This is a genomic window from Halobellus sp. GM3 (genome assembly GCF_052545375.1).
Window position 1 is genome coordinate 243928 of record NZ_JBQWLT010000004.1, and the last position, 26920, is coordinate 270847.

The 26920-nt window shown below is 67.2% G+C and carries 26 protein-coding genes, 1 tRNA gene and 1 pseudogene; 19 read left to right on the plus strand and 9 right to left on the minus strand.

The features are described from left to right. Window positions 1-286: 286 nt before the first annotated feature. Both ACT3HL_RS08610 and ACT3HL_RS08615 read right to left on the minus strand, forming a co-directional pair. A complete protein-coding gene (locus tag ACT3HL_RS08610) occupies window positions 287-2389 on the minus strand; it encodes a DUF7845 domain-containing protein (protein ID WP_445086418.1) in 2103 nt (700 codons plus the stop codon). Between the two features lie 523 nt (window positions 2390-2912). After that, a tRNA-Ala gene (locus ACT3HL_RS08615) sits at window positions 2913-2984 on the minus strand. A 237-nt stretch (window positions 2985-3221) separates the two neighbouring features. Here ACT3HL_RS08615 and ACT3HL_RS08620 point away from each other — a divergent pair. From ACT3HL_RS08620 to ACT3HL_RS08635, 4 genes are read left to right on the plus strand one after another with little or no spacing between them, the layout of a single operon-like run. Next, the gene (locus ACT3HL_RS08620) at window positions 3222-3689 is read left to right on the plus strand and encodes a 30S ribosomal protein S15 (protein WP_445086419.1); all 468 of its coding nucleotides are present in this window, start codon (window positions 3222-3224) and stop codon (window positions 3687-3689) included. A 27-nt stretch (window positions 3690-3716) separates the two neighbouring features. Beyond that, the gene (locus tag ACT3HL_RS08625) at window positions 3717-4946 is read left to right on the plus strand and encodes a hypothetical protein (protein WP_445086420.1); all 1230 of its coding nucleotides are present in this window, start codon (window positions 3717-3719) and stop codon (window positions 4944-4946) included. A gap of 59 nt (window positions 4947-5005) precedes the next feature. After that, window positions 5006-5293: a KEOPS complex subunit Pcc1 gene (locus ACT3HL_RS08630; protein WP_445086501.1), complete on the plus strand. Its 288-nt coding sequence runs from the start codon at window positions 5006-5008 to the stop codon at window positions 5291-5293. Next, on the plus strand, window positions 5286-5930 hold the full coding sequence (locus ACT3HL_RS08635; RefSeq protein WP_445086421.1) for a 30S ribosomal protein S3ae: 645 nt from the start codon (window positions 5286-5288) through the stop codon (window positions 5928-5930). Before ACT3HL_RS08630 ends, ACT3HL_RS08635 begins: the two co-directional genes overlap by 8 nt. An 86-nt stretch (window positions 5931-6016) precedes the next feature. On the opposite strand, the gene ACT3HL_RS08640 is transcribed toward ACT3HL_RS08635, so the two are convergent. Then, window positions 6017-6460: a plastocyanin/azurin family copper-binding protein gene (locus tag ACT3HL_RS08640; protein WP_445086422.1), complete on the minus strand. Its 444-nt coding sequence runs from the start codon at window positions 6458-6460 to the stop codon at window positions 6017-6019. 165 nt (window positions 6461-6625) lie between these two features. Between ACT3HL_RS08640 and ACT3HL_RS08645 the strand changes: the two genes are divergently transcribed. Continuing rightward, complete coding sequence (locus tag ACT3HL_RS08645) at window positions 6626-7327, plus strand: protein sorting system archaetidylserine synthase (RefSeq protein WP_445086423.1); 702 nt, start codon at window positions 6626-6628, stop codon at window positions 7325-7327. A gap of 24 nt (window positions 7328-7351) precedes the next feature. Here ACT3HL_RS08645 and ACT3HL_RS08650 read toward each other — a convergent pair whose 3' ends face one another. After that, on the minus strand, window positions 7352-7627 hold the full coding sequence (locus tag ACT3HL_RS08650) for a DUF7111 family protein (protein WP_445086424.1): 276 nt from the start codon (window positions 7625-7627) through the stop codon (window positions 7352-7354). 98 nt (window positions 7628-7725) lie between these two features. Between ACT3HL_RS08650 and ACT3HL_RS08655 the strand changes: the two genes are divergently transcribed. The 6 genes from ACT3HL_RS08655 to dph5 all read left to right on the plus strand — a co-directional run bounded on the left by ACT3HL_RS08655 (window position 7726) and on the right by dph5 (window position 12017). Beyond that, window positions 7726-8016 (plus strand): DNA-binding protein, encoded by a 291-nt coding sequence (locus ACT3HL_RS08655; RefSeq protein WP_445086425.1) that lies wholly within the window; start codon window positions 7726-7728, stop codon window positions 8014-8016. A 242-nt stretch (window positions 8017-8258) separates the two neighbouring features. Further along, window positions 8259-9320, plus strand: a complete 1062-nt coding sequence (locus ACT3HL_RS08660; protein WP_445086426.1) for a squalene/phytoene synthase family protein — start codon at window positions 8259-8261, stop codon at window positions 9318-9320. A 142-nt stretch (window positions 9321-9462) separates the two neighbouring features. Then, on the plus strand, window positions 9463-10323 hold the full coding sequence (locus ACT3HL_RS08665) for a cytochrome c oxidase subunit 3 (RefSeq protein WP_445086427.1): 861 nt from the start codon (window positions 9463-9465) through the stop codon (window positions 10321-10323). A 42-nt stretch (window positions 10324-10365) separates the two neighbouring features. Next, window positions 10366-10902, plus strand: coding sequence for a DUF998 domain-containing protein (locus tag ACT3HL_RS08670; RefSeq protein ID WP_445086428.1), 537 nt, complete (start codon window positions 10366-10368; stop codon window positions 10900-10902). A gap of 57 nt (window positions 10903-10959) precedes the next feature. Next, window positions 10960-11175 carry a hypothetical protein gene (locus ACT3HL_RS08675; protein WP_445086429.1) on the plus strand — a complete coding sequence of 72 codons (216 nt, stop codon included), beginning with the start codon at window positions 10960-10962 and terminating at the stop codon, window positions 11173-11175. Window positions 11176-11237: 62 nt separating this feature from the next. After that, complete coding sequence (gene dph5 / locus ACT3HL_RS08680; RefSeq protein WP_445086430.1) at window positions 11238-12017, plus strand: diphthine synthase; 780 nt, start codon at window positions 11238-11240, stop codon at window positions 12015-12017. An 85-nt stretch (window positions 12018-12102) separates the two neighbouring features. On the opposite strand, the gene ACT3HL_RS08685 is transcribed toward dph5, so the two are convergent. The 5 genes from ACT3HL_RS08685 to ACT3HL_RS08705 all read right to left on the minus strand — a co-directional run bounded on the left by ACT3HL_RS08685 (window position 12103) and on the right by ACT3HL_RS08705 (window position 16302). Then, entirely contained in the window at window positions 12103-12558 is a 456-nt protein-coding gene (locus ACT3HL_RS08685) for a DUF2062 domain-containing protein (protein WP_445086431.1), read from the minus strand. A gap of 204 nt (window positions 12559-12762) precedes the next feature. Beyond that, window positions 12763-13686 (minus strand): archaeosortase A, encoded by a 924-nt coding sequence (gene artA, locus ACT3HL_RS08690; protein WP_445086432.1) that lies wholly within the window; start codon window positions 13684-13686, stop codon window positions 12763-12765. 203 nt (window positions 13687-13889) lie between these two features. Then, a complete protein-coding gene (locus tag ACT3HL_RS08695) occupies window positions 13890-14654 on the minus strand; it encodes a VOC family protein (protein ID WP_445086433.1) in 765 nt (254 codons plus the stop codon). 45 nt (window positions 14655-14699) lie between these two features. Continuing rightward, a complete protein-coding gene (locus ACT3HL_RS08700; RefSeq protein ID WP_445086434.1) occupies window positions 14700-15188 on the minus strand; it encodes a TIGR04206 family protein in 489 nt (162 codons plus the stop codon). Window position 15189: 1 nt separating this feature from the next. Next, entirely contained in the window at window positions 15190-16302 is a 1113-nt protein-coding gene (locus tag ACT3HL_RS08705) for a GTPase (RefSeq protein ID WP_445086435.1), read from the minus strand. Window positions 16303-16433: 131 nt separating this feature from the next. Between ACT3HL_RS08705 and ACT3HL_RS08710 the strand changes: the two genes are divergently transcribed. The 8 genes and pseudogenes from ACT3HL_RS08710 (at window position 16434) to ACT3HL_RS08745 (ending at window position 26893) form a co-directional block, all read left to right on the plus strand. After that, complete coding sequence (locus ACT3HL_RS08710; protein WP_445086436.1) at window positions 16434-16799, plus strand: DUF7541 family protein; 366 nt, start codon at window positions 16434-16436, stop codon at window positions 16797-16799. Between the two features lie 48 nt (window positions 16800-16847). Beyond that, window positions 16848-17318: a DUF6684 family protein gene (locus ACT3HL_RS08715; protein WP_445086437.1), complete on the plus strand. Its 471-nt coding sequence runs from the start codon at window positions 16848-16850 to the stop codon at window positions 17316-17318. Window positions 17319-17448: 130 nt separating this feature from the next. Beyond that, window positions 17449-19218, plus strand: coding sequence for a cbb3-type cytochrome c oxidase subunit I (locus ACT3HL_RS08720; RefSeq protein WP_445086438.1), 1770 nt, complete (start codon window positions 17449-17451; stop codon window positions 19216-19218). A gap of 489 nt (window positions 19219-19707) precedes the next feature. Further along, window positions 19708-19944, plus strand: a pseudogene (locus tag ACT3HL_RS08725) (DUF7520 family protein); the annotation flags it as partial. 104 nt (window positions 19945-20048) lie between these two features. Further along, window positions 20049-21320, plus strand: coding sequence for a Single-stranded DNA binding protein (locus tag ACT3HL_RS08730; RefSeq protein ID WP_445086439.1), 1272 nt, complete (start codon window positions 20049-20051; stop codon window positions 21318-21320). Next, on the plus strand, window positions 21317-23101 hold the full coding sequence (locus tag ACT3HL_RS08735; protein WP_445086440.1) for a hypothetical protein: 1785 nt from the start codon (window positions 21317-21319) through the stop codon (window positions 23099-23101). Before ACT3HL_RS08730 ends, ACT3HL_RS08735 begins: the two co-directional genes overlap by 4 nt. Before the next feature lie 6 nt (window positions 23102-23107). Next, window positions 23108-23956 (plus strand): metallophosphoesterase, encoded by an 849-nt coding sequence (locus ACT3HL_RS08740; RefSeq protein WP_445086441.1) that lies wholly within the window; start codon window positions 23108-23110, stop codon window positions 23954-23956. Window positions 23957-24034: 78 nt separating this feature from the next. Continuing rightward, window positions 24035-26893, plus strand: a complete 2859-nt coding sequence (locus ACT3HL_RS08745) for a DEAD/DEAH box helicase (RefSeq protein ID WP_445086442.1) — start codon at window positions 24035-24037, stop codon at window positions 26891-26893. Window positions 26894-26920 lie beyond the last annotated feature (27 nt).

Sequence of the window (26920 nt, forward strand, 5' to 3'; positions counted from 1 at the left end):
GTTGGTCGGGTGATGGCAAGGCGCGCCGAGTCAGGCGCGCCGACCAACCCCGGTTTCTGCTGGACATCTGCCGAGCGAAGCGAGGCAGTGGTTTATTCAGGTGGCTCCTTAGCCACACCCCTAACGGAGAATTGGGTACCCCGCCTCGGAATCAGCAAAATCAGTTCGACGTTGTTGAGTCACGCACTAGAATCAATACTCGAAGCTTCGCTATTCACTCCAAAAACAAGCAAAAATACCCGCTAAATGATGTAATCGATAGTGATGCCTCTCAGGAGTCGCCGCGCTAGCCGGGGGTTCCGAGTGCAGACGCGAAGTACTCCGGCGCGTATCGCTTCCCATCGACCGTCGTAACTGCCGGCGCGAACTCGAAGGCGAACTGTCGAAGCGACTCCCCAGTCACCTCTGCCCACCGCCGAGCTCCTTCGCGAAGGAGTTGACGAGCCTCGTCTAACGTCGACGGCTTGAACCCAATATCTAGGTCGTCGGGATCGGCCCCTTCCGTCCGGCTGATCTTTCCACCGTATTTGTCCAGCCATTGACTCCACGGGTCGTCATCACCATACGATTCCGCCCGGGTGAGCCCATCAAGAGCGTGTTCCCATCCGGATTGGATGCTCTCTGAGACTGAATCGATGTAGCCTGTAAGCTCCTGAGCGATGTATTTCGAGCCGAGTTGTACCTCGCCATAGGTATGATCGACGAGCGGCGAGAGACGCTTCAGCGCTCGGTAGACCGTGTCTAGATGGACACCGATAGATTCGGCTAACTCTTTGGGCGACGTCTTCCCACCGTCTGTGAGTAGCGTGTCGACGAGCTCAGCGTCGGTTGAGTTCATTTGCGTTGCTGTCGCGAACAGTTGGTCATCCTGTTTCGACTCAATCCGCGGTAGCTGATCGGGGAGTAGTTTCCGCCAGCGTCGTGACCCCGAGACCTCGAAGTAGTCGTCAGCGACGAATATCTCGTTATCGGGTTCAGTCGGAAGGTTCGCCCAGTCCAAGACGTTCAATAACGCCTCGTCGAGTTCTTTGACGAGCTGGTCGAGGTCATCCCAATACAGCGTCCCGTCGTGAACCGAGTTCTGTAAGGAAACGCCGACCTTCGGGTTTTCTAGGACGGTACCCTCGACTGCATCCGGATTACGCATATAGTAGTGCTTGAACTCTTTTGCGAGTTCGTGGTCGCCGATGAGTTCACCGGCCCGTCTCGAACCGATGGTCGCCGTCTGATAGTGACCGGGACACTCTCGGTCGTCGCGGATGGACTTCGCATAGCCTTCTCTGTCGCCAGCCAATAGGAGCGAGATCCGATGTAGCGCGCCGTCGTACGCGATGATCTGTCCCGTTTCTCCGTCTTTGACGCGAACGTACAGCTCCGCGTCGACGATATTTGACGAGCGGTGGATGCGCTCAGGCACGAAGTCTTCTGGATGGATTGGCGTCGGGCTGTTGAATCGGAATCCCTGTCGTTCCGCGAGCGCGCTGAGTGCCTGCTGTAGGACGACAGGATACTGTTTGAAGTCCCAGTTGGATCCCTCGACCTCGACGTCGTAGCCCTCGATGTCACACGGATTCGACATCGAGCGTAGGCCTTCCTTGGTTTCAATATCAGGCCAGCGTGGTGAGATTCGGAAGTACGCGCGCTTTCGAGCCTCAGATTTAGCGTCTTCCCAAGAAGAGTATGCACTCGGATAGACGTAGATCAGATACTCTCGAACCTCGTCGAGCTCGAAGTTTGGCGAATCACGTGGGGCGATACCTGACTTTTTGAAGCCGAACTCGACCGTCCATTCGTCTCCATCGATATCGACGGCGGCCCGTAACCGCCCGTGATCCTCGAAGTCGTGCTCGCCTTGGAGTGACCGAAGCCCGAAGTAGGACTGAAGCGGATTCTCGCGATCCGCACAGTCCCATTTGAGGTACGCGTGGAACTCGTGCGGTTGCGGATCGATGAAGAGGCGCGAAAAGTGCTCTTCATCTTGAGCTTCGGTCTCTTCTTTCGACTGCTCTTGGTCTTCTTCCTCTTCTAAGGCGCTGTGGTACGCCTCACAGGATTCCAGGTGAGCTTTCGCCTCCTCGGTCGTCTGATGCTCTTTGTTGCAGTAGCGACACTGTGCGAACGTCTCTGCCTTACACCGCCCTTCGTGGAAGATTGCAAGCGATTGTTCCTTGAATTTACACCGACAGAACCGACATCGAGCGATATACTCTGTATGAACAGGTCGACGTCGTGCTGGTCGAGAGGAAGCCGGGGGAGAGTTAATCCGTGAAGCAGATCGAAGTCGGTCACTCTCTGCCTGCTCAACCGATGATTGAACGGAATCTGTTTCATCGCTAGTGACGGCTTCAGCGTCGTCGAGCTGGTCGAAGAAATCGTCCGGATCGGTCATCGTGACCACCGACCCCCGTCCCGTCTCGCGGCGTCGTAACGCTCAAACCAAAGCGGCGAGACGTTAGACACGCTCAACCACCTCCGCTATTGCTTGTGGAGTTGGTTGGCGTCCAACCACTTCCCGTAATGATTGGGAAGTTAGTTGTTGGACTCTATAGACACGGAAGCACTCGCCGCTGAGGGTCAGAACTTTGGAACGGTTGTGGACCCTCGCGGTCCGCTTTCGCGCTATGGTCGACATCTTCCCTCCTTGAGCGCCGCGCAGCGCTGTCCGGCGTACTCGATTTCGCAGCCACAGAACTCACAGATAGGATTAGTGGCTCCTGACTCCTCGAAGCGAGAAATCACTGTAACCACCTCCATCCCTGAGCCCAATCGCGTGACTGCGTCGACCCGCGCTTGGAATACTGTTGAACTCTCTCTGCTGAGGGAGTGTTTCGTAGCCCAAAAATGCCGAGTCCGTCCGTCTCAAGGTCCGTACCTTGCGGTCTTGGACCCTGGTTACGACGGAGGAATACTGATGGACTCGGCGGGATTTGAACCCGCGGCCTCTCCCATGCCAAGGGAGTGATCTACCCCTGATCTACGAGCCCGAAACGCACTCTGAGGTATTCCGCTTTCGTTCTTAAGGGCTTCGACTTGTGCGACGGCGGCCGCGGGTCGCAATCCTTTTGTCGACCTCGCCGGTGAGTGTAGATGGGAACAGCACGGCCGCAAATCTGACTCGCCGCGCTCACGCGGCTTGGGATTGCGGAAGTGCGACGCTGTCGACGAATCGGCACCGTCACATCGCGTATTCTGCGGTCTGTGCCGTTCCAACCAAGATACCAATGGCACGAATGCACACCCGCCGCCGCGGCTCGTCCGGTTCGGACAGGCCGGTGGCAGACGAACCCCCGGAGTGGAGCGACGTCGACCCCGACGATATCGAAGCGCGCGTCGTCGAACTCGCAGAGCAGGGCTACGATCCCAGTCAGATCGGCCTCACGCTCCGCGACGAAGGCGTCAAGGGCGTTCCGGTCCCCGACGTCAAGCTCGCGACCGACAAGAAGGTAACGACGATCCTCGAGGAGAACGACGCGGCCCCGGAGATCCCCGAAGACCTCCGGAACCTGATGGAGCGTGCGGTGCGCCTCCGCCGCCACGTCAACGAGAACGGGCAGGACATGCAGAACAAGCGTGCCCTGCAGAACACCGAGTCGAAGATCCGTCGCCTCGTCAACTACTACCGCGGTGACGAACTCGACGAGGACTTCACCTACACGTTCGACCTCGCCGTCAAGCTCCTCGACGCGTAACGCGACGCACGCGCCCCCCACACCACGATGGCCTCCCGATCCGACACCGCCGCGACCGCCGACGCCCCCACAGAGAGCGTCGCGACTGCGCTCTCCGCGGCGGCGTTCGTTCGCGTGCTCCCCCGCGCCGACGGCGACGCGCTGGCGGCCGCCGGCCTGCTCGCGCGGGCCCTCAGACGCGTCGGCGTCCCGTTCCACGTGCGCGTCGACGCGCTCGGAGCCGACGCTCCGGCGTCCGACGACGGCCTGTTGGTCGCCGTCGGCGCGGACCGGTCGGACGCGGACGTCGCGATCACGACCGACGACGGCCCGGCGAGCCTCCGCGCGTACGACGTCGCGGCGGCTCTCGGCCGTCAGTGCGACTCCGGGGGCGACGAGTCGGCCCCAGATCCGGTATTGGCGCTCGCCGGCGTCGTCGCCGCGGGCGCCCATCCCGGATCGGTCGCCGGGTCGCTGCTCGAATCGGCCGAGGAAACGGACTCGATCGCGCGCCGTCCAGGCGTCGCGATCCCGGGTTCCGACCTCGTCGACGGGCTGGCCCACTCGACGCTGTTTCACGCGCCCTTCTCGGGCGATAGAGACGCTGTCGTCGACGAACTCTCGTCGCTGTCGCTCTCGGCGGACGCCGCAGAGCGCGGCGACGACCGCACGAGCGACGCGGAGACGCGCCGATCGGTCGCGTCGCTGCTCGCGCTCGCGGTGGCCGGCGACGGCGACGCGACCCCGCGGGCGGCGACCGCGGTCGAACGCGCGCTGCGGCCGTACGCGACGCCCGACGCCCCGATGGCGACGCTCGGCGGCTTCGCGGACGTGCTGAACGCCGCCGCCCGGGAGCGCCCCGGCACCGGCGTCGCGCTCGCGCTCGGACACGGCGGCCGCGATTCGGCGCTCGACGCGTGGCGCGACCACGCCGAGGCGGTCCACGAGGTCGTTCGGTCGGGACACACCGGCCGCTACGACGGCGTGTTCGTCGTGCACGGGGACGACGTCGATGGGTCGCCCGGGCGGCTGTCGACGCTCTCGCGGCTCGTCCGCGACTTCCGCTCGCCGGAGCCGGTGGTCGTCGCCCTCGGCGACGGCGTCGCCGCGCTGGCCGCGACCGAGTCCGGGGCCGACGCCGCCGCCGCGGCGCTCGCTTCGGAGTTCGTCTCGGCTGACGCGGCGTGGACCGGCGACGCGACGCAGGCGGTCGCCCGCTTCGACGCGGCGGCCGCCGACGCGGACGTCATCGCTGCGGTCAGGGAGGCAGTGAGATGACCGACGGAGTGGACTCGACGGAACCGACGGACGTGACGACCGACGAACCACCGGATCCGATCGACCCGAGGGATCCGGACGCGGCCGCGGCTCGCGAGCGCGAGGCGCGGACGGCCCGCCTGCGGACGACGCACGCCGACGCCGAGACGGTGGCGGCGTCGCTTCGGCCGGACAACACCGACTCGATGTCGATGGTCGTCGAGGGCGACGCGCTCGCGACGGCGATCACCCGCGAGACGACCGGCGGGCTGCAGTCCACGGTGGACGACACCGTGGTCAACCTGACGGTGGCCGACGCCATCGTCGATGCGGCACGGACACATACACGGACACACAACTATGAGTGAACGATCAGTTTCGAAGCAGAAGCGCGGAAAGCGATGGTACACCCTCATCGCGCCGGAGCAGTTCGACCGGACCGAACTCGGCTCGACCTTCGCGGACGAGCCCGAGAAGGTCGACGGCCGAACCGTCGAGGTCACCCTCGGCGACATCACCGGCGATCAGGGCGAGAACAACACGAAGCTCACCTTCAAGGTGAACGACGTCGCGAGCGACGCGGCCTACACCGAGTTCGTCAAACACGAGCTCGCGCGCGACTACGTCCGCAGCCTCGTCCGACGCGGGGCCTCGAAGGTCGACGTCGCGATCACGGTGCTGACGACGGACGATTACCGCGTCCAGTTGCAGCCCGTCGCGTTCACGACCAAGAAGGCCGACCGCAGCCAGGAGAAGGCGATCCGTCGGGTGATGATCGACCTCGTCGAGGAGGCCGCCGCCGACCGGACGTTCGACGAACTCGTCGACAGCGTCATCGAAGGCCGGCTCTCATCTGCGATCTACGGCGAGGCGAAGACGATCTACCCGCTCCGCCGGGTGGAGGTCCAGAAGCTCACCCTCGAGGCGCGACCCGAAGAGGTCGCCGCCGAGGAGGCGGCCGCCGTCGACGTCGACGAAGAGGACGTCGCGGTCGACGACGCGTAATTCGACGCGACGCTATCGAATCCGATTTTTGCGACGACAGACGGGGCGACGAGCCGACGGTTTCGCCGCCGGTCAGCGGCGGGCACTCACGCTTCGACGACGACCGTTCCGACCATTCCCGCCTGCTCGTGCGGGACGCAGAAGTACTCGTACTCGCCGGGCACCTCGAACGTGTGCGACCACGTCTCGCCGCTGTCGATACGGCCGCCGAACTCCGATAAGTACCCCTCGCGTGCGGCCTCGGTGGTCTCGTAGCCGCCGCTGGCGAAGAACTCGGCGTCCTCGGGGATCCCCGAGTCGTAGGCGGTGACGGAGTGGCCGCGCGAACTCGTGTTTCGCCAGACGACGGTCTCACCGGTGGCCACCGTTATCGTCCGCGGGTCGAACGCCGTCGGGGTCATTCCGACGTCGTAGTCGCCCTCCGCGCTCGAACCGGAACAGCCGGCGAGTCCGGTCACCGCCACGGCGCCGATACCGGCGAGAACGCGGCGACGAGAGGCCCCGCGCTCCGATGCTCTCGTCCGTCTCATATCGGGGATGGGAGCGCGAGCGCTAAATGTCGTCCGATCCCGGGCCACACGTGAGCCCACTCGGGGTCCCGGAGCGCTCGGGATCTTGGTGCGCTCGGTGGCGCGCTCGCCGTCTGCTCGGTCCGGATGTAAAGAGGTAAGCCGGTCCTCCGAGTGCGGCGAGGTATGAAGCCGCGGTTCGTCGGTCGGCTGGGTCTCGCCGACGCGGTGACGATATCCAACGCCGCGCTCGGGTTCGTCGCCGCCGTCGTGACCACTGTCGACGTCGAACTCGCCGCGAGAATACTCTTGCTGGCGGCCATCGCGGACGCGCTGGACGGCGTCGTCGCCCGCCGCCGCGGCGGCACCGCCGTCGGCCCTTACCTCGACTCGCTGGCGGACGTCGCGTCGTTCGGCGTCGCGCCGGCGCTGCTCGTCGCGATGGCGGTCGCCGACGCCTGGGGGCTCGGATCGACCAAGGGGCTCATAGCGCTCGCCGGGGGCGCGCTCTTCGTCGCCGCCGCCGTCACGCGCCTCGGGCTCTACACCGCCTACGACAGCGACGCCGCAGAGACGGAGGGCGTTCAGACGACGCTCGCGGCGACGATCCTCGGCGCGTCGGTGCTTGCCGGGTTCACGAGTCCGGTCGTCCTCGTGCCGCTCGTCTTCCTGCTTTCGGGGCTGATGCTCGCGCCGATCACCTACCCGGACCTCCACGCGCAGGACGCCCTCGTGATGGGGGTCGTACAGGCGGGGGCGATCCTCCTCGCCGGTCGGACGGGCCGGAAGCTCGTCGGGACCCTCGGCGAGGGATTCGCTTACGGGCTCCTGTTTCTCTCGCTCGCGTACCTCTTTTTCGGGCCGCGGTTCTACTGGCGGCGGGACTGACTACGGTGATCGCCCCGCCGTCGCTTACATCCCCATATCGGCGGCCGCGTCGGGGACCGGCAGGGCAGACGGCGCGACGCCGAGCAACTCCGCGGCGTGATCGAGCGCCATCTCGAAGCCGTAGTAGCGTTCGAGCTCATCGCCGTCCTCGGTCGGACGCACTTTCAGCATCGCGTATCCCTCGGTGTTCTGCGCGATCGCGGCCGTCCGTCCGTCGCCCTCAAACGTCAACACGCGCTCGGTCTCGGTCTCGTGGTAGCGGGCGGTGATCCCGTTCGCCGTGGCTTCCTCGGTTGACATACCCGCGCTTCGGAGTCGGAGGTGTCGAAGGTACCGGTTCGGCGCGCGGCGAGGGGGAAAGCGAAAGTGACGTGGTCCGCCGGGCCGACGATCCGGCGATGTCACGCTGGCTCCAGAGCGGTCGTCGCCGGGACCTGTGCGCGCTGCTCTACGAGGCGGGCGCGCTCCGCGGGCAGAAACTAAAGACGGCGCTCGAACGCCACTACGGGACGCGGCTGGACCCGAAATCGTTCTACGGCAGTCTCGACGCGCTCGTCGACAGCGGGCTCGTCGAGCGCGAGACCGAGGGAATCCACGACAGCTACCGGCTCACGACCGCCGGGATCGAGGGCGTCGAGTCCCAGTACGCGTGGCTCTCGGAACGCGTCGACGGCCGCGACGACGCGTAATCGCAGGACGACGACGCATTCGCGGGACGACGGCGACGTACCCGAGGGACGACGGCGACGTACTTCCCGGCGTATCGACGACGTACCATACTGATCGTACTCGCGGTGTCCCGGTGACCGCCACCAACGGGGTGGGCGATCGCCGAGAGTGGCCGAGCACACTCGGTATCAGGGCCGCAGAACAGCGTCGATCGGTGCCACGAAGCTTTTTATCCCACACGCCGTAGGAGTTGGCACTCCGAATGTCTCAGCAGGAACGCCCCCGAGTCGACCACGCCGACCTCCAGTGGTGTCACGAGTCGGTTCAGGGGGTCTCTCGTACCTTCGCGCTCACAGTGGACGTGCTCGAAGAGCCGATGTCCTCGTACATCTGCCTCGGGTATCTCGTCTGCCGGATCGCAGACACCGTCGAAGACGCCTCGCACATCCCGCCCGCCGATCAGACGAATCTCCTCCGAACCTACGACGCGGTTCTCGATCCCGAAGACGAGACGAGCGCGGATACGTTCGCGCGCGAGGTCGACCCGTTCCTCCCGGACGACGAGGAGATGACCGACGACTGGGCCGTCGTTCGCGACTCCCCACGCGTCCTCCGGACGTTCCAGAGCCTCCCGTCGGACGTCCAACGGGCCATTGTCCCTCCGGCACGGGAGCTGGTACAGGGGATGGCCGAGTTCGTCGAGCGCTACGAGGACGACGGCGGGCTCCGGATCCAGACCCGACACGAACTGGAGGAGTACTGCTACTACGCCGCGGGTACCGTCGGCAACCTCATCACCAACCTCGTGACGCGCCACGACGTCAGTGCCGACCGCCGGCGTCGGCTGTACGACACCGCCGAGGAGTTCGGCCTGCTCCTCCAGCTCGTCAACATCTCCAAAGACGTCTACGACGACTACACCGCCGAGGACAACGTCTACCTCCCGGCGGAGTGGCTTCGGGACGCGGGCGTCCCGCAGGAGGGCGTCGTCGACGAACGGCACGAAGAACGCGCCGCGTCGGTCGTCCGACGAACCGCCGAGTACGCCGGCTCGTTCCTCGACGACGCGCAGACGTACCTCGAGGCGATCCCGCTCCGCGACGGCAACACCCTCGAGGCGTGGGCGATTCCCTTCCTGCTCGCGGTCGGGACGCTGCGCGAGCTCCTCGCCCGACCCGAAGACGCCCTCTCGTCGACGGGCGTGAAAATATCTAGGCGGGAGGTCCTCGCGGTCGTCACGGAGATGACCGAAGGAGCCGATCGGGAGTCCCTCGGCGAACTCCGCCGGGAAATCACCGCGGCTCCGTATCGCCGGAGCGGGTAGCGACGCGCCCGCGATCCGGTCCGCTCACCGCGACCAAGTCCGCTCACTGCGTCGGGTCGGCGAGCGCGCCCCCGCCGACCCGTCGCCGACCCGCCCGCCCGTTTTGGGAGGCTTTTTAGTCATCGGATCGCAATCCCCGCCTATGGGTACCGAAGAAGCACACGACGACCACGGACACCACCTCCCCGCTGTCGAGGACTGGCCCCGCGGATTCGGCGAGGCGAGCTGGTGGCCGTTCGTCACCGCGATCGGTGCGGCGGGCGTCTACGTCGCGGCCGCGCTGTACATCCTCGGCCGCGGCGACGGCGCGATCGTCAGCCCGATCGCCGGCCCCGCAGCGCTCGTCGCGACGGTGGGAATCTTCCTCGTCGGACTGTACGGCTGGGTGTATCACGCCTTCGTGATCAAGTTCTGGTCGCGCGAGGCCGACACGCAGAGCGCGAACAAACTCCGCTGGGGGATGCTCGCGTTCCTCGGCTCCGAACTCGCGACGTTCGGCGGACTGTTCGCCTACTACTTCTACATCCGCGCGGGCGACTGGGGATCGATCTTCGTCGGCGTTCCCAACCTGACGACGTCGCTCGTCATCGGGAACACGCTGATCTTGATCCTGTCGTCGGTCACGCTCCACTACGCGCACGTCGCCATTCGGAACGACGACCGCGGGAAGTTCCTCGGGGGGCTCGCGGTGACGCTGCTTCTCGGCGTCATCTTCATCGGCGGGCAGGTCTACGAGTACTACGAGTTCATCGTCCACGAGGGCTTCACGCTCACCTCCGGGTTCTTCGCGTCGGCCTTTTTCGGCCTCACCGGCCTGCACGGGCTCCACGTCAGCCTCGGCGCGGTACTCCTCGGTATCGTCTTCGTCCGGGCGCTCTTCGGGCAGTACTCCGCCGCGCGTCACGTCTCGGTCAGCACCGCCTCGATGTACTGGCACTTCGTCGACGTCGTCTGGGTGTTCGTCGTCGTCGTCCTCTACGTCGGCGCGGAAGTCGGCGCCTGATCGACGTCGTCGACAGCGGTCACGCACACGAATCCACCGCAGATGCGCGAGGCTCGTCACGCCGGGCCGGCCGGTGCGGTCGTCGCTGCGGGCGCGGTTTTCGCCGCGACGCTTCGATCGTCCACGTTCTCTTGGACCGACAGCGCGCTCTCTGATCTCGGTGTGGCCCCCGAGACAGCACTGCTTTTCAACGGCGGCCTCGTCGCCGGCGGGATCGTCGGCGGTGCGTACGCGCTCGCGCTCCGGGAGGACGATCCGACGGTCGCTGTCGGCTATCTGCTCTCGATCGCCGCGATGGCGCTCGTCGGGATCTTTCCCGCGGGCACCGCGCCGCATTTTCCGGTCGCGGTCGCCTTCTTCGTGCTCGCGACGGCCACCGTGACAGCCGACGGCTGGCGCCGCCGAGAGACGGCGTCCGGGCGGCTCGCGCTCGCGTTGGCCGGGCTGCACTTCCTCGGGTGGATCGCGTGGTTCGGCGGTGTGCGTCCGGGTCCGGGACTGGCGCTCCCGGAACTCGGCGGCGTCGTGATGTTCGGTGCCTGGATCATCGCGCTCGCGCCGCCTGTCACGTCCCGGTGACCGTCGCCCCTCCCGGAAATCGGATCTGTTTTCACACCTGTCGTGAGAGTGTCGTGTATGGCTGACGAGGACGCGGACGAGCCGACAGTCCCGATCGTCTGTGAGGCGTGCGAGACGACCTCTCGGGTGCCGCTTTCGACCCTCCGGGAATCGATCGAGAGGCACAACGAGCAGCGCCACGACGGCGAGGACATCGCGCGGGTCGACCCCGTTCTCGCGGACGCGCTGGCCGACGCCGTGGCGGCGGATCTGGGGCTGTACGACGCCGAGTGACGCCCGGAACCGAGACGCTTCCTTTCACGCGATTTATACCCGACGGCCGTCCAGCACAGCGTATGCTCACCTTCATCGGTCTCGGCCTGTACGACGAGCGCTCGATCACCGTCGAGGGGCGGGAGGCGCTCGCCGACGCCGACCGGGCCGTCGCCGAGTTCTACACGAGCCACCTCGTCGGCGCGACCGTCGACGACCTCGCCGCGTACCACGACATCGATATCGACGTCCGGGACCGGGCCGGGATCGAACAGCACCCCGAGGACGTTCTCGACGCCGCCGAGGACGAACACGTCGCGTTCCTCACCGCCGGCGACACGATGATCTCGACGACGCACGTCGACCTGCGACTCCGCGCGATCGAGCGCGGCATTGAGACGCGAGTGATCCACGGCGTCACCGCGCAGACCGCGGCCAGCGGTCTCACGGGGCTGCAGAACTACCGCTTCGGGAAGGCCGTCACGCTGCCGTTCCCGTACGCGCACGGCGCCGACGGGGTGCCGAAGAGCGTCGTCGAATCGATCGAGGCGAACCGCGAGCGCGGGCTGCACACCGTGGTCTATCTCGACATCAAGGCCGACCGCGGCGAGTATATGACCGCCGACGTCGCCGCGGAGATGCTCGCCGCGGACTGGACGGACGCCCTCGGCGTCGTCGTCGCGCGCGCCGGGAGCCCCGACCCGCTCGTCGCGGCAGATCGGTTCTCGGCGCTGGCCGCGCGAGACTTCGGCGATCCGCTGCACCTGCTCGTGGTCCCCGGCGACCTCCACCACGTCGAGTCCGAGGCGCTCGCGACGCTGGGCGGTGCGTCGGCCGACGTTCTGGCGGCGTACGAGCGCTGACCGCGGCGAAAAACGGCCGGCGACTTCCGGGTCCGGCGGTCCCGTTCTGCTGTCGTCGCCCGGCTTCGACGTCTCCGTACGACCGTCACAGCAGATCGGGTCGCTGGCGGAAATCGATGACGAGGCGGTGAGCGATCACGTAGCCGACGGAAGCGAAGAGCACGGCGAGGATGAGGTTACCGACCCACAGGCGGAGGAGCACGTCCGGCCCCGCGGCGAGGACGTCCCCGTCGAAGGAGATTCCCGGGATCGGGCCGAGCAGGCGCTGTCCCAGCCAGTAACTGCTCGCGTACACGCCCCACTTGACGAACGGGTTCAACACGATCACGGACGCCAGCATCGCGATCTTGCTCAGCTGTCTGAACAGATACACGAGCACGGCGAACATCAGAAGGCCCGTGCCGAGCGTCGGCAGCGCGGTGATGAACAGGCCGATGCTGAAGCTCATCGCCACCTCGTGGGAGGAGTGGTCCTCGAGGAACGCGGATTCCAGTTCGTCTCGAGCCCGGTCGAACGTCCGGGTCACCCTCGCTGGAATCATCGACTGATATGACGCCGTCGGTGAATATGAACGCTCCGGCGTCGGCATCGGCATCGACGTCGCTATCGGCGTCGGTGTCTGTGTCGGTGTCGACGCGGGCCCGAGAGCGACTCATACTGCGTGTTCTCGGCTCGTCCCGGTGATCGACCACTCCGTTGGTGACGATCACCGGTTCATCGTGACCAAACCAGTGCCAGACCGGTATCAGACGCCCGGTCGGTCGAGTCCGAGCGCCGATTCGAGGTCGTGTTCGTCGCCGGTGACCATGTAGAGGACGTCCTCGATGACCGTCAATAGCTCCGGCAGTTCACGGACCACGAGGTACGTGATACCCACGAGGACGACCACCGCGAGCACCTGGCTGATGATCCGATCGGAAATGAAAAACGAGACCATATACGGGTCCGTCGAGCCGAACAGAAAGAGGATCTCGTCGACGAACCACTGCATGTACTGCCGACCGAAGGCGATCGTGATGAACGTCGTCCGCAGGAGGTTCAGCGCGTAGATGATCGGGACCGCGATGGCCATCGCGCGGAGTTTCCTCCCGAGGGGCGCTTCGACCGCGCTGATCAGCCCCGCGAAGATCGCGATGCTCCCGAGGCCGGTGCAGGCGAGGACGACCGAGACGGTCAGGCGGTGGTCGCCGTCGTAGAAGAGGAACGTGTTCAGATGACCCTGCTCGCCGACGATCACCTCGGGGTGATAGCCGAGCGCGTTCACGAGAAAGCCGGTCTGGGCGGCGACGACTTCCATTAGCACGCCGCGGGGAGCCGGCACGGCGAGGCCGAGCAGCGTGAACGCCGGGATCGTCTCGAACGGGAGGTAGATAATCCCCATCGCCGCGACCGCCCGCGAGAGGACGAACAGCGAGTCCCGGCCGCCCCAAAGCAGGTACCCGGTGTACAGCGACGCCGGGACCGCGGCGACCGAGAGGATCCCCTCGACGTAGCTCTTGTGGACGAACGCGAAGTGCGGGACGAGCTGGAGCCAGAAGACCGCGAAGCCGACCCACGCGGCGACGGTGGCGTACCGCGCGATCGACTCGTTTCGGTCCCGTGAGAGCGCTCCGACGACGAACGTCAGGATGACGACCCACGCGAGCGTATCGGAGAGCAGGCCGGGCATAGGTCAGCGAAGGACGCAGACGAATAAATCCCTTGCCGTTCCGTGCGTCCGTGGCGGCCAACCGACTGCGTCGCGGCGGCCCCGGTATCGACTCCGGGACTCGCCCCGGCAGCGACCTCGAATCGCACTGCCGGACACGAGTCTGTGAAATAGTCCACCACCACGGGGGAGCGAATACACTGAGACAGCCGTGGTCGGCCGTATCAGCGTTCGAGAATCTCGATCTCGTGGCCGTCTTGGTCCTTCGTGAAGGCGTAGCGGTCGTCGCAGGACGCGGGGTCGCGGTAGCCTTCGGCCTCGCGCTCCAGCAACGTCTCCCAGTAGTCGTGGAGGTCGTCGGCGCGGACGCAGAGATGCCCCCACGCGTCGCCCATCGTGTACGAGCGGCCGTCATAGTTGTACGTGAGCTCGACGGTCATCGCGGCGTCGGAGGCGCCGCGAGGCTTCATGAAGTAGTTCGCGAAGGTGTCGGACTCCCAGCGGCGGGTGTGTTCGTACTCGAACTTCCGCGTCCAGAACCCGAGCGCCTCGTCGGCGTCCTCGACGCGGATCATCGTGTGATCGAGGCTCCACGTCGGCAGGTCGGGGTCGCGCTGGACGATCTCGATCTCGTGGCCGTCGGGGTCCTTCACGAAGGCGTAGCGGCCGCCGCAGGATGCGGGGTCGCGGTAGTCGCCGACGCCCTCGTCCATCAGCTGTTGGTAGTACTCTTCGAGTTCGCCCTCAGGGACGCGTACGGCGATGTGGCCCCACGCGTCGCCCATCTCGTAGGCCCGGTCGTCGTGGTTGTACGTGAGTTCGAGCATCGCGCCCTCTTGGTGGCTCTCCTCGGGGCCGAGATAGACGTTGGTGAACGTGTCGGCCTCCCAGCGACCCTTCTCCTCGTAGTTCAGGTGCGTCGCGTACCAGTCGAGCGATTCCTCGAGGTCCTCGACGCGCAGCATCACGTGATCGAGTACTCCGGACATACCCGATGAAACGGTCGCCGTCCGAAAAAGGATGCCGGACCGCGGTCAGCCGTCTAGCCCCAACTGCGCCCGGACGACCGGCCCGTAGCACACCCACGTCGCCGCCAGCAACGCGACCGCCCCGACTGGCCACGCGGTACGGGTCGGCTGAACGGAGAATCCCCACGCGAGTCGCGCCTGCGCGACGGCGGCGACGACGAGCAGGCCGGCGGTGACGCGGGGGTCCTCCCGTCCCGCCCGCCAGCCCGCGACGGCGCTCACGAGCGCGAGGCCGTACAGCAGCGACGAGAGCGGCCACGCGAGGATGTACTCCGGGAGTCCGCGCGTGTGTGCGAACAGGAACTCGGCGGTCGTCGTCACCGAGAGCGGGTCGACAGCCAGCAGCCCCCACGCGAACAGGAACGTCGCGTCGCCGATCGTCCCGCCCGCGTACGTCTGCACGGACCACGGGACGGCCAGCAGGCTCGAGAGCACGAGAACCGTTCGGGCCGACGACCGCGGCCGCGACGCGTTCGAGGGCGACGAGCGCGACACCCTATTTCCGGGAGACGACGCGCATCACGTCCTCGTCCCGTAGTTCGTGATCGCGACCGACCTGCTGTTCGTCGTGCTTGGCGCTCGGTCCGGTGACGCGGGCGAAGCGGAACCGCTCGTCGAGCGTGCCCCCGAGCTTTCGCAGCGCGTCCTCGACGGTGTTTTCGCCATCCAAGAGCACCAGCGGCTCCTCGTAGTCGACGCCGCGGCCGGGCTTGTCCATGTACACTCGGATGAGCCCGATCGCCTCCCAGAGCTTCTCTTTGAGCGCGTCGAGCCCCTTCTCGGCCTCGGCGCTGATGAAGACCGCCTCGTCGGGATCGACGCCGACCTCGCGGAGGTTCTCCTCGACGGTCGGGAGGTAGTCGCGGTCGATGAGATCCGCCTTGTTGACGGCGACGATCGACGGCAGATAGACGCGGTTGTCCATGATGCCGTCGATGAGTTCGTCGATCGTGATGTCGCCGCGGACGGTCACGTCGGCGTTGACGTAGCCGTGTTCGCGGAGGATGCCGGCGATCGTGTCGTCGTCGAGGGCGACGTCGTCCGACGTCGTCACCCGGATTCCACCCTTCCCGCGCTTCGAGATCGTGAGGTTCGGCGGCGACGTGTCCAGCCGGATCTTGTTGTTGTACAGCTCCTCCCGGAGGCGCTCGTAGCGCTCGATCTCGAAGACCGAGAGGAGAAAGACCACCAGATCCGCCGTCCGAACGACCGAGAGGACCTCCTTACCGCCGCCGCGCCCGCCGGCGGCCCCCTCGATGAGCCCCGGCACGTCGAGGATCTGGATGTTCGCGCCGTTGTACTTCAGCATCCCCGGGTTCACGTCGAGCGTCGTGAACTCGTACTCGCCGACTTCGCTGTCGGCGTTTGTGAGGGCGTTTATCAGCGTGGATTTACCGACGCTGGGAAACCCGACGAGCGCGACGGTCACATCGCCCGTCTTCTCGACCGCGTATCCGTGGCCGCCCCCGCTTCCGGACTGGTTCTCGAGTTTCTCCTTTTTCTCCGCGAGCTTCGCCTTCAACCGGCCGATGTGCTGCTCGGTCGATTTGTTGTACGGCGTGTTCGAGATTTCCTCGCGGAGTTCCTCGATCTCTTCCTCCAGTCCCATCGTTCTCCGTTCAGCTATCTGCGTCGAAAAAGGTGTTCTTTCCGAGCGCGCGTTGCGGCCGCCGATCGGCCGCCCCCGTCCGCGGGCGAAAGATCGAAGCCCTTTGTACGCCTCGCTACGTACAGCCGACAATGGACGCTGAACCGGGGCTTTCGGAGCAGTATCGGATGGCGAGCCCGTGGCCGGTCTTCGTCGCGCTCGGAATCCCGATCGCGGAGGTCGGCATTCTCTTCGGCCTGTTTCCGCTCGCCGTGGGCGGGCTGCTCCTGTTCGGTGGGAGCGTCGCGGGGATGGCCACCGAATCGGGCTACGCGCGGACGCCGTGGCGCGCGATGGCCGTCGTCTCCGTCCCGCTGTTCGCGCTCGGGCTGGCGTTTCTGTTCACCGGTCTCGACCTCCCGGACCGGGGGCTCGCTATCGTCGCCGCCGCGGTGATTCTCGTTGCCGCGGGCGCGGTGGGCTCGTTGTTCAGCCGGGGTCCCGAGCCGGCGTACTGACCGAGCCGAACCAACAACCTATTTGATTCCCCGCCGGAAGAACCACGTATGGCGAACAAGATATTCGATCGGGATACCCTGTTGGACCTCACCGTGAACGTGGTCCCGCTTTTCATCATCGCCTTCTTCATCGTCGCGTTCGCGGTGATCTCCCCGTTCGGGATGGACCCGATGGCGTCGTCGATCCAGTTCGGACTGCTCGTCGTGCCGTTCGTGCTCCTCGCGGTCCTGACGTACTTCGCCGGCCAGGCTGTCGCCGGGAGCGAGATGACCGGCGAGGTCTACCTCCCCGGCCAAGCGAGCGTCGAAGGCGCGGAACCGCTCGAACACGAGTCGGACTCGGAGGCGGGCGACGCGGACGCGGAGCCGAAAGCCGTCGAGGACGCCGAGGGTGGCGATACCGACGCGGACGAGGACGACGCAGCGGACACTGATGAGGACGATGCAGGGGATGCAGCCGAGGGCGCCGACGCGGACGAGGCTGCCACCGACGACGGGGACGACGAACGCGACGCGTGATTTTCGCGGTCTCTCGGTTCGGTATGTCGGCCACGTGATCGGCGTGAGCCGTCGCAATTCGACCGCGTAGAAACCGCCGCCGTCGGGGCATCCCGAACCTTTCATTACCTTCCGATCCTCACTCGTTTCTATGGAGGTCAACGGACAGTTAGCACTGACGGTCCTTATGGGGCTCTTCCTCGTGGCCGTCGCCGCGTGGCTCGCGCGGGTCGAAAACTGGCGCTCGTACACGCCCGTCGCGGGCGGCGGGGGCTACGGGCAGGGGGACAGTCACGTTTCAGAAGAGAAGCCGTCCGGCGTCATTCGCTGGCTGACGACAGTCGACCACAAGGACATCGGCATCCTCTACGGCGCGTACGCGCTCCTCGCGTTCGCCGTCGGGGGACTGATGGTCGTGGTGATGCGGCTCGAACTGCTGGACCCGGGGATGACGCTCCTCTCGAACACGTTCTACAACTCGCTGATGACGAGTCACGGCATCACGATGCTGTTCCTGTTCGGGACGCCGATCATCGCCGCGTTCTCGAACTACCTGATCCCGCTTTTGATCGGCGCCGACGACATGGCGTTCCCGCGGATCAACGCCATCGCCTTCTGGCTGCTCCCACCGGGCGCGATTCTCATCTGGGCGGGCTTCTTCCCGATCCCGGATCTCATCCCGGCGCAGACGGCCTGGACGATGTACACGCCGCTCTCCACGGGCGCCGGCGCGGGCAACCAAGCGAACGCCGGCGTCGATCTGATGCTGCTCGGCCTGCACCTCACGGGTGTCTCCGCGACGATGGGCGCGATCAACTTCATCGCGACCATCTTCACCGAGCGCGGCGAGGAGGTCTCGTGGGCGAATCTCGACATCTTCTCGTGGACGGTCCTCACCCAGTCGGGGCTCATCCTCTTCGCGTTCCCGCTGCTCGGCAGCGCGATGGTGATGCTGCTCTTCGACCGCAACTTCGGCACGACGTTCTTCACCGGCGAGGGCGGCGCGATGCTGTGGCAGCACCTGTTCTGGTTCTTCGGTCACCCCGAAGTCTACATTCTGGTGTTGCCGCCGATGGGAATCGTCAGCTACGTCCTCCCGCGGTTTTCGGGACGCCGGCTGTTCGGATTCAAGTTCGTCGTCTACTCGACGCTCGCGATCGGCGTCCTCTCGTTCGGCGTGTGGGCGCACCACATGTTCGCGACCGGGATGGACCCGCGACTCAGCGCCTCGTTCATGGCCATCTCGCTGGCCATCGCGATCCCCAGCGCCGTGAAGACGTTCAACTGGATCACGACGATGTGGAACGGCCACATCAGGCTCACGACGCCGATGCTCTTCTGCGTCGGCTTCGTCGCCAACTTCATCATCGGCGGCGTCACGGGCGTGTTCCTCGCGTCGATACCGGTTGATCTGATCCTCCACGACACCTACTACGTCGTGGGACACTTCCACTACGTCATCATGGGCGCGATCGTCTTCGCCGGCTTCGCGGGGCTGTACTACTGGTTCCCGCTCTACACCGGTCGGATGTACCAGCGCACGCTCGGGAAGGCGCACTTCTGGCTCTCGATGGTCGGGACGAACCTCACGTTCTTCGCGATGATCCTGCTCGGATACGGCGGGATGCCCCGGCGATACGCGACGTATCTCCCGGAGTTCGCGACGCTGCACCAGCTCACGACGGTCGGCGCGCTCATCCTGCTCGTCGGCCAGATCATCTTCGTGTGGAACTTCGTCTCCTCGTGGCTCGAGGGGCCGGCCGTCGAGGACGGTGACCCGTGGAACCTCCGCGAGTCGGATCTCTACACGAGCGAGTGGGACTGGTACGAGAAGAAGCTCCAGACGGCGATCGCCGACGGCGGCGAGGCGGACGACGAGACCGCGCTGCCCGACGGCGGCCGCCCCGACCGCGACGCCTAGACCGTTCTCGAAGTTCCGGTTTCTCGGATCGACCCGCTCGGTTTTCCGTTCGATCAGATCGCGAGAGCGATCCCCGTCACGAACATCAACACGGCGATCGATCCCAGGACGACGGCGAGGAGATCTCGGTCGCTCATGGACGCGATTCGCCGCCGACGATCAAAGGTGCGTCGGTCCGGCGCCCGACGTGCCTCGTTCGAGACGCGGGGCCGGCGCGTCGCGGTCGACTCGAACGGACCGCTTAACCGCTCTCGGTTCCCACGTCGACGCGTGACCGGACGCGACAGCGACGCCGACGCTCCGAGCGGGTCCGAAACAGTGGACCCAACGGCCGCTAACCGCGCAGCCGGGAGCGGTGACAGCGTGGTCGACGACGGCGAGAACACAGTCGACGACGGACAGAACAACTCAGTTAGCGACAGCGGGAACAACTCGGTCGACGACGGCGGGGCGAGACGCGACCCCGGGCACGACCGTCTCGGACGCAGCGGCCACCGCTTCGTGCTGGTGCTGTACGTCGCCCTCGTGGCCGTCGCGGCCGCCGCCGGCCTGATGACGGGGGCGTTCGTCGAGAACCTCCGGCCGCCGCGGTTTCTCTTCGTCGTCCCGTTTCCGGCGACGCCGGTCGGATTCGCCGCCTACGGCGGGCTCACCGTCGCGCTCGTGCTCGGCGTGCCGCTGGCGCTCGTGATGTACGTCTCTCGCGAGATCGACGACGCGCGCTGATCCCCGGGCCGTCGCGCAATCGGACGAGCGGCGCCTCCGCGTGCATCACCGCCTCGTCCCCCGGCCGCCCTTTTTTAACCTATGCGGCTGTAGAGACACTGACGATGGACGTAGACGATCACGCCGAGGAGCTCGCCTCCGCCCTCGGTGTTGACAAAGCGGAGGTCAAATCCGACTTGGAGAACCTACTGTCGTACAGTGTACCGATCGACGAGGCCAAACAGAGCATCCGCCGCAAGCACGGCGAGGAGGGCGGTGGCGACGCCGCCCCGACCGCGAAGGACGTCGCCGACATCACGACCGCCGATGGCAACGTCACAGTGACGGTCCGAGTCCTCTCCGTGGGCCGCCGGTCGATCCGCTATCAGGGGGAGGAACAGGTGATCCGCGAGGGGGAGTTCGCCGACGAGACCGGACGGATATCCTACACCGCGTGGGAGGACTTCGGCTTCGAGCCCGGCGACTCGCTCACCGTCGGCAACGTCGGGGTTCGCGAGTGGGAGGGGGAACCTGAGCTGAACGTCGGGCAGTCCTCGACGGTCGCCATCGAGACCACGCCCGTCGAGGTGCCCTACGAGGTCGGCGGCGACTCCGACCTCGTGGACCTCCGGGCGGGCGACCGCGGGCGCAACGTCGAGGTACGGATTTTGGAGTCCGAAGAGCGGGTCATCGACGGCCGAAACGGCGAGACGACGATCCGGTCGGGCGTCGTCGCCGACGAGACCGGCCGGCTCCCGTTCACCGACTGGGAGGCGCGTCCCGAACTCCGCGAGGACAGCACGCTCCGCTTCGAGGAGGTGTACGTCCGGGAGTTCCGTGGCGTGCCCCAGGTGAACCTCACGGAGTTCACGACTGTCACGCCGCTGGCGCGCGAGATCGAGGTCGACGACGAGGCCCCGCGGATGGGCGTCGCCGAGGCGGTCGCCTCCGGCGGCCTCTTCGACGTCGAACTCGTCGGGAACGTCCTCGAAGTCCGGGACGGGTCGGGGCTCATCGAGCGCTGCGGCGAGTGCGGCCGCGTGCTCCAGAACGGCCAGTGTCGCGTCCACGGCGACGTCGACGGCGAGGACGATATGCGCGTGAAGGCGATCGTCGACGACGGCACCGGGACGGTGACGGCGGTACTGGACCGAGATCTGACCGAAGAGCTCTACGGCGGCACGATGGACGAGGCGATGGAAGCCGCCCGCGAGGCGATGGACAAGGAGGTCGTCGCCGACGCGATCCGCGAAGTGGTCGTCGGCCGCGAGTACCGCGTCCGGGGCAACCTCTCGGTCGACGACTACGGGGCGAGCCTCGAAGCGAGCGAGTTCGAGCGCTCGACCGACGACCCGACAGCGCGCGCGACCGCGCTGCTCTCGGAGGTGCGCGGATGAGCGACGCCGTGCAGGGCCGCGAGGTCGCCCGCCGCGTCTTCGCCGCGGAGTTCGACGACGCGACGCTGTCGTACTCCGAGGGCGACGAGGAGCGCGCGCCGAACTACGTGGTGACGCCCACCGGCGCGCGCGCGAACCGGCTGTTCGCCGTCGGCGCGCTCACCGCGGTCGAGGACGTCAACGAGGACGCGCTCCGCGGGCGGATCGCCGACCCGACCGGGGTGTTCGTCACCTACGCGGGGCCGTATCAGCCCGACGCCGCGTCCTTCCTCGAACGCGCGTCGCCGCCGTGTTTCGTCTCGCTGACCGGCAAGGCGCGGACGTACCAGCCCGAGGACTCCGATCGGGTCTTCTCGTCGGTCAGGCCCGAGAGCATCAACGAGGTCGACGCCGACACCCGCGACCGCTGGGTCGTCGCCGCCGCCGAGGCGACGCTCGAACGGGTCGCGACGACCGCCGCCGCGCTGGAGCTGGACGTTCGTGGCGAGGACCTCCGGGCGGCCCTCGAATCCGGCGGCGTCGACGCCGCGCTCGCGGCGGGCGTCGCGCTCGCAATCGACCACTACGGGCCCACGGAACACTACCTCGAAGCGGTCCGCCGGATGGCCGTGCAGGCGCTCGAACTCGTCGCGGGCGAGCGGGACACCGTCGAGGCGCCGGGCGTTGCTCCCGACGAGCCGGGACCGGACGAACTCGGGGCGCTTCCGGTGGTCGCCGCGGCGTCTGCGGCCCTGGGCGACGCCGTCGCGTCGGTCTCTCCCGACGCGTCGACAGCGAACAACGCCGACGAAGTGACAGCAGACGACGCTGACGAAGTGACAGCAGATGACGCCGACGAAGTGACAGCAGATGACGCCGACGAAGTGACAGCAGATGACGCCGGCGAGGTGACAGCAGACGACGCCGGCGAGGTGACAGCAGACGACGCCGTCGCGGACTCGTCTGCGACAGAGCCCGACGATAGCGACGCTTCCGCGGTCGGTGCGTCGGAGTCGTCAGCCGGCGCCGAGGTCGCTTCCGACGACTCGGCGCCCGTGGGCGGTTCGGCCGACATCGAGGACTCGGCGGCTGCGGGCGACTCGGACGACTCCGCCGCAGGCGCGTCCGACGGCCTCGGCGACTTCGGCTCCGACGACGCCGCGGTGGACGACGTGAGCGATACAGCCGGCGACGCGGCCGCGGACGACACGGACAGCGAGCCGTCGGCGAGCGAAGCGCCCGCCGAGGGTGACGTCGACGGGGGGGGCCAAACGGCCGCCGACGTCGACGAGGACGAGATGTACGAGCTCGACGAGGAGGAGCGCGCGGAGATCGAAGCCGAGTACGGCACGGAGTTCACGACCGGCAACGAGGTCGGCGAGCCCGGCGAGGCCGACATCGACGTTCCTGACGTCGACGACCTCGAATCGGCTGCCGACCCCGAACCGACCGGCGACGGGTCGACCGACGGGACGGGCGCGGATCCAGCGGCGTCGGCGAGCGGGTCGGGCGCGCGAACGGATTCCGAATCGGGCGCTGACCCCGAACCGGACGCGGCCGGCGACGAGTCGGCCGACGACGGGTCTGCCGACGACGGGTCTGCCGACACCGACCTCGAAGACGCCGCCGTCTCGGTGATGGCCGACCTCGACGACGGCGACGGGGCCGACCGGGAGGCGGTCGTCGCGGCGGTCGTCGACGAGCACGGCGTCGACCCCGACGACGTGGAGGACGCCATCCAAGACGCGCTGATGGACGGACAGTGCTACGAGCCCGCGGAAGGGACGCTCAAGGCGATCTGACGCGCGATGGATGAGTCCGGCGCGAGAGGGGCGGCGAGAGCGGCCGACGGCGGATCCCCCGCTCGCGCCTCGAACCCGCTCGTCGATCCCGTCCCGGGCGAGCCCGCCGCGGTCGCGCGTCTCGACGGCGAGGCGGCCCTCGTCGTCGCCGACTACCACGCGGGCATCGAGGACGCGCTCCGGTACGAGCGCGGCGTCGAACTCGACAGCAACGCGGCCGTCCGTCGGGTTCGACTCCTCGGGCTTCTCGACCGCGTCGACCCGGACCGGTTGGTCGTTCTCGGCGATCTGGGCCACCGCATCGGCGGTCCGGAGGGCTCGGAGGCCGAGGAACTCGACGCCCTCGTCGATGCGATACTCGACCGGGTGCCGCTGACGCTCGTGCGCGGGAACCACGACGGCGGCGTCGGCGAGCGGTTCGCCTCCACGGACCCAGCGCGGTTCGTCATCACCGACAGCTGCGGCGTCCGACTGGGGCAAGTGGGGTTCGTCCACGGACACACGTGGCCCTCACGAGAGGTCGTCGAGAGCGACGTAATCTGCATCGGACACGAGCACCCCGCCGTCAGACTCGAAGACAGCGTCGGCGGCGGGCGGAAGGAGCGCGCGTGGCTCCGCGGCCCCCTGCGCCCGGAGCCGTTCGCCGACCACCTCGGTGTCGCCGTGGAGGACTTAGAGTGGCGTGATCCCGAACTGGTGGTCTTTCCGGCGTTCAACGACCGCTCCGGCGGGACGTGGGTGAACGTCGAGGGGCAGGGGTTTCTCGCGCCGTTCCTCCCCGGCGCGCTCGTGGCGGAAGCGACCGAGGCGTACCTGCTCGACGGGACGCGTCTCGGCCCATACCGGTCGGTGTAACGGAGGCGCCCACTCGCCGAGACACGTGATCGCACCCCTGACGATGCCCTTAATCCGCTCGCGCCGGTAGTGTCCCCGATGCCTTCCGGCCCGGCCGCGCGGGGGATGGACGCCTTCACGTCGCTCGGGGAGTCCGTCAGGTCGGCGCTGTCCGACCGCGGCTTCGAGACGCCCACGGAGCCGCAGCGCCGCGCGATTCCGCCGCTCGCGGCCGGGAAAAACGCGCTCGTGATCGCGCCGACGGGGACGGGCAAGACGGAGACGGCGATGCTCCCCGTCTTCGACGCCATCGTTCGGTCCGACCCCGAGGAGCGCGAGGGGCTGTCGGCGCTCTATATCACGCCGCTGCGGGCGCTGAACCGCGATATGCGACAGCGGCTGGAGTGGTGGGGCGAGACGCTCGACGTCGAGATCGACGTCAGACACGGTGATACGACGCAGTATCAGCGGAGCAAACAGGCCGACGACCCGCCGGACGTGCTGGTCACGACGCCCGAGACGCTCCAGGCGATGCTGACCGGAACGAAGCTCCGGCGGGCGCTCTCGGACGTGCGCCACGTCGTCGTCGACGAGGTCCACGAACTCGCCTCCGCGAAGCGCGGCGCACAGCTGACGGTCGGTCTCGAACGACTGCGGGCGCTCTCGGGGCCGTTCCAGCGGATCGGACTCTCGGCGACGGTCGGCTCGCCCGAGGAAGTCGGGAAGTTCCTCACGGGCGATCGCGATTTCGAGATCGTCGAGGTCGACGTCGGCAGCGACGTCGCCTTCTCGGTGGTTCACCCCGAACAGACCCCCGAAGACGACCGGCTCGCCGGACGACTTGCCACCGACGCGGAGATCGCGAGCCACGTCCGGGTCATCCGCGACGCCGTCCGCGAGCACGAGTCCACATTAGTCTTCGTCAACACGCGGCAGACGGCCGAGGCCCTCGGCTCGCGGTTCAAGGCGCTCGACGAACCGATCGAGGTCCACCACGGGTCGCTCTCCAAAGACGTCCGGATAGACGTCGAAGAGCGGTTCAAATCGGGCGACCTCGACGCGCTCGTCTGCACCTCCTCGATGGAACTCGGCATCGACGTGGGGCGCGTCGATCACGTGGTCCAGTACGGCAGTCCCCGGGAGGTCTCGCGGCTCCTCCAGCGCGTCGGCCGCGCCGGCCACCGCCGCGATCAGGTCTCCCGCGGAACGCTCGTCACGTCCTCGCCGGACGACACGCTGGAGGCGCTCGCGATCGCCCGGCGCGCGGAGGCGGGCGAGGTCGAGCCCGCGCGGATTCACCACGCGAGCCTCGACACCGTCGCGAACCAGATCGTCGGGATCGTGATGGACGAGGGCGAGGTGTCGGCACGGCGGGCCTACGAACTCCTGACCGCCGCGTATCCGTTCGCGGACCTCACAGAATCGACTTTCCGCGAGGTGGTGCGCGAGCTCTCGAAGAACCGCCTGCTGTGGCTGGAGGAAGAGGCCGACCGCCTCGAGAAATCCGGCGGCACGTGGCAGTACTTCTACGCCAATCTCTCGATGATCCCCGACGAGGAGACCTACGAGGTCCACGACATCTCCTCGCGGGGGCAGATCGGCACCCTCGACGAGCGGTTCGTCGTCAATTTCGCCGAGCCCGGCGCGGCCTTCGTCCAGCGCGGTGAGATGTGGCGCATCAACGACATTGACGACGAGGAGGCGCGGGTGAACGTCACGCCGATCGAGGACCCCAGCGGCGAGGTCCCCTCGTGGACCGGCTCGGAGATCCCCGTGCCCTCGCCCGTCGCCAACGAGGTGGGCGAGATCCGCGCGGTCGCGGCCGAGCAGTTCGAGCGCGGCGCGTCGCGGGCGGCCGTGGCCCGCGACCTCGGCGGCCGGTACCCCAGCGACGCCGAGACGATCGAGTCGGCGCTGGACCCGATCGAGCGGCAGGCCGAGGCGGGCCACCCGGTCCCGACGGCGGACCGCCTCGTCGTCGAGGGGCGGGCGCGGACGGTCGTGCTGAACAGCTGTTACGGGCACCGCGTCAACGAGACGATCGGGCGGCTGCTCGCCGCGCTCGTCGGCCAGCGCACCGGGTCGTCAGTCGGAATGGAGGTCAGCCCCTACCGGATCGAACTCGAGGTCTCCGCGCGCGCCTCCGCCCGCGACGTCGTCGAGGTGCTGGAGACGACCGAGCCGGCGCACGTCGAGGCCGTCTTGGAACTGGCGCTGAAGAACTCCGACGCGCTGAAGTTCACGCTCGCGCAGGTGGCCGCCAAGTTCGGCGCGCTCAAGCGCTATCAGGGCCGCGAGCGCTTCGGGGCGGACCGCCTGCTCGCGGCGCTCGAAGACACGCCGGTCTACGACGAGGCCGTCCGGGAGGTCTTCCACGTCGACCTCGCCGTCGGGGAGACTGCGGAGTTGCTCGGTCGGCTTCGCGATGATCAGTCGTCTCTCGCGCTGGAGACGGCGCGCGAACGCACCCCGATCGGCGTCGACGGCCGGTCGAGCGGGCGCGAACTGCTCGTCCCCGAGAACGCGGACGCGAGCGTGATCGAAGCGGTCAAAGAGCGCATCCGAAACGACCGCGTCCGGCTCTGCTGTCTGCACTGTGTGGAGTGGGAGCATACGACGAAGGTACGTCGCGTGCGCGACCAGCCCGAGTGTCCCGAGTGCGGTGCGACCCGGATCGCCTGCCTCAACCCCTGGGACGAGGAGACGGTCGCCGCGGTGCGCGCCGAGGCCGCAGATCGCGACGGCGAGCAGGAGCGACTCGTCCGGCGCGCGTACCGCTCGGCGGGGCTCGTCCAGAGCCACGGCAAACAGGCTGTGATCGCGCTCGCCGCCCGCGGCGTCGGCCCGCAGACGGCCGCGCGGATCATCGGCAAACTCCGCGAGGACGAGGCCGACTTCTACCGCGACATCCTCGAACAGGAGCGTCAGTACGCGCGGACGCAGTCGTTCTGGGACTGAACGGGGCGCGATCGTCCACTGACAAAG

Coding starts and splice junctions, on each gene's coding strand:
- ACT3HL_RS08610 (WP_445086418.1), bottom strand. CDS start 2,389: ATGACCGATCCGGACGATTTCTTCGACCAGCTCGACGACGCTGAAGCC.
- ACT3HL_RS08620 (WP_445086419.1), top strand. CDS start 3,222: ATGGCACGAATGCACACCCGCCGCCGCGGCTCGTCCGGTTCGGACAGG.
- ACT3HL_RS08625 (WP_445086420.1), top strand. CDS start 3,717: ATGGCCTCCCGATCCGACACCGCCGCGACCGCCGACGCCCCCACAGAG.
- ACT3HL_RS08635 (WP_445086421.1), top strand. CDS start 5,286: ATGAGTGAACGATCAGTTTCGAAGCAGAAGCGCGGAAAGCGATGGTAC.
- ACT3HL_RS08640 (WP_445086422.1), bottom strand. CDS start 6,460: ATGAGACGGACGAGAGCATCGGAGCGCGGGGCCTCTCGTCGCCGCGTT.
- ACT3HL_RS08645 (WP_445086423.1), top strand. CDS start 6,626: ATGAAGCCGCGGTTCGTCGGTCGGCTGGGTCTCGCCGACGCGGTGACG.
- ACT3HL_RS08650 (WP_445086424.1), bottom strand. CDS start 7,627: ATGTCAACCGAGGAAGCCACGGCGAACGGGATCACCGCCCGCTACCAC.
- ACT3HL_RS08655 (WP_445086425.1), top strand. CDS start 7,726: ATGTCACGCTGGCTCCAGAGCGGTCGTCGCCGGGACCTGTGCGCGCTG.
- ACT3HL_RS08660 (WP_445086426.1), top strand. CDS start 8,259: ATGTCTCAGCAGGAACGCCCCCGAGTCGACCACGCCGACCTCCAGTGG.
- ACT3HL_RS08665 (WP_445086427.1), top strand. CDS start 9,463: ATGGGTACCGAAGAAGCACACGACGACCACGGACACCACCTCCCCGCT.
- ACT3HL_RS08670 (WP_445086428.1), top strand. CDS start 10,366: ATGCGCGAGGCTCGTCACGCCGGGCCGGCCGGTGCGGTCGTCGCTGCG.
- ACT3HL_RS08675 (WP_445086429.1), top strand. CDS start 10,960: ATGGCTGACGAGGACGCGGACGAGCCGACAGTCCCGATCGTCTGTGAG.
- dph5 (WP_445086430.1), top strand. CDS start 11,238: ATGCTCACCTTCATCGGTCTCGGCCTGTACGACGAGCGCTCGATCACC.
- ACT3HL_RS08685 (WP_445086431.1), bottom strand. CDS start 12,558: ATGATTCCAGCGAGGGTGACCCGGACGTTCGACCGGGCTCGAGACGAA.
- artA (WP_445086432.1), bottom strand. CDS start 13,686: ATGCCCGGCCTGCTCTCCGATACGCTCGCGTGGGTCGTCATCCTGACG.
- ACT3HL_RS08695 (WP_445086433.1), bottom strand. CDS start 14,654: ATGTCCGGAGTACTCGATCACGTGATGCTGCGCGTCGAGGACCTCGAG.
- ACT3HL_RS08705 (WP_445086435.1), bottom strand. CDS start 16,302: ATGGGACTGGAGGAAGAGATCGAGGAACTCCGCGAGGAAATCTCGAAC.
- ACT3HL_RS08710 (WP_445086436.1), top strand. CDS start 16,434: ATGGACGCTGAACCGGGGCTTTCGGAGCAGTATCGGATGGCGAGCCCG.
- ACT3HL_RS08715 (WP_445086437.1), top strand. CDS start 16,848: ATGGCGAACAAGATATTCGATCGGGATACCCTGTTGGACCTCACCGTG.
- ACT3HL_RS08720 (WP_445086438.1), top strand. CDS start 17,449: ATGGAGGTCAACGGACAGTTAGCACTGACGGTCCTTATGGGGCTCTTC.
- ACT3HL_RS08730 (WP_445086439.1), top strand. CDS start 20,049: ATGGACGTAGACGATCACGCCGAGGAGCTCGCCTCCGCCCTCGGTGTT.
- ACT3HL_RS08735 (WP_445086440.1), top strand. CDS start 21,317: ATGAGCGACGCCGTGCAGGGCCGCGAGGTCGCCCGCCGCGTCTTCGCC.
- ACT3HL_RS08740 (WP_445086441.1), top strand. CDS start 23,108: ATGGATGAGTCCGGCGCGAGAGGGGCGGCGAGAGCGGCCGACGGCGGA.
- ACT3HL_RS08745 (WP_445086442.1), top strand. CDS start 24,035: ATGCCTTCCGGCCCGGCCGCGCGGGGGATGGACGCCTTCACGTCGCTC.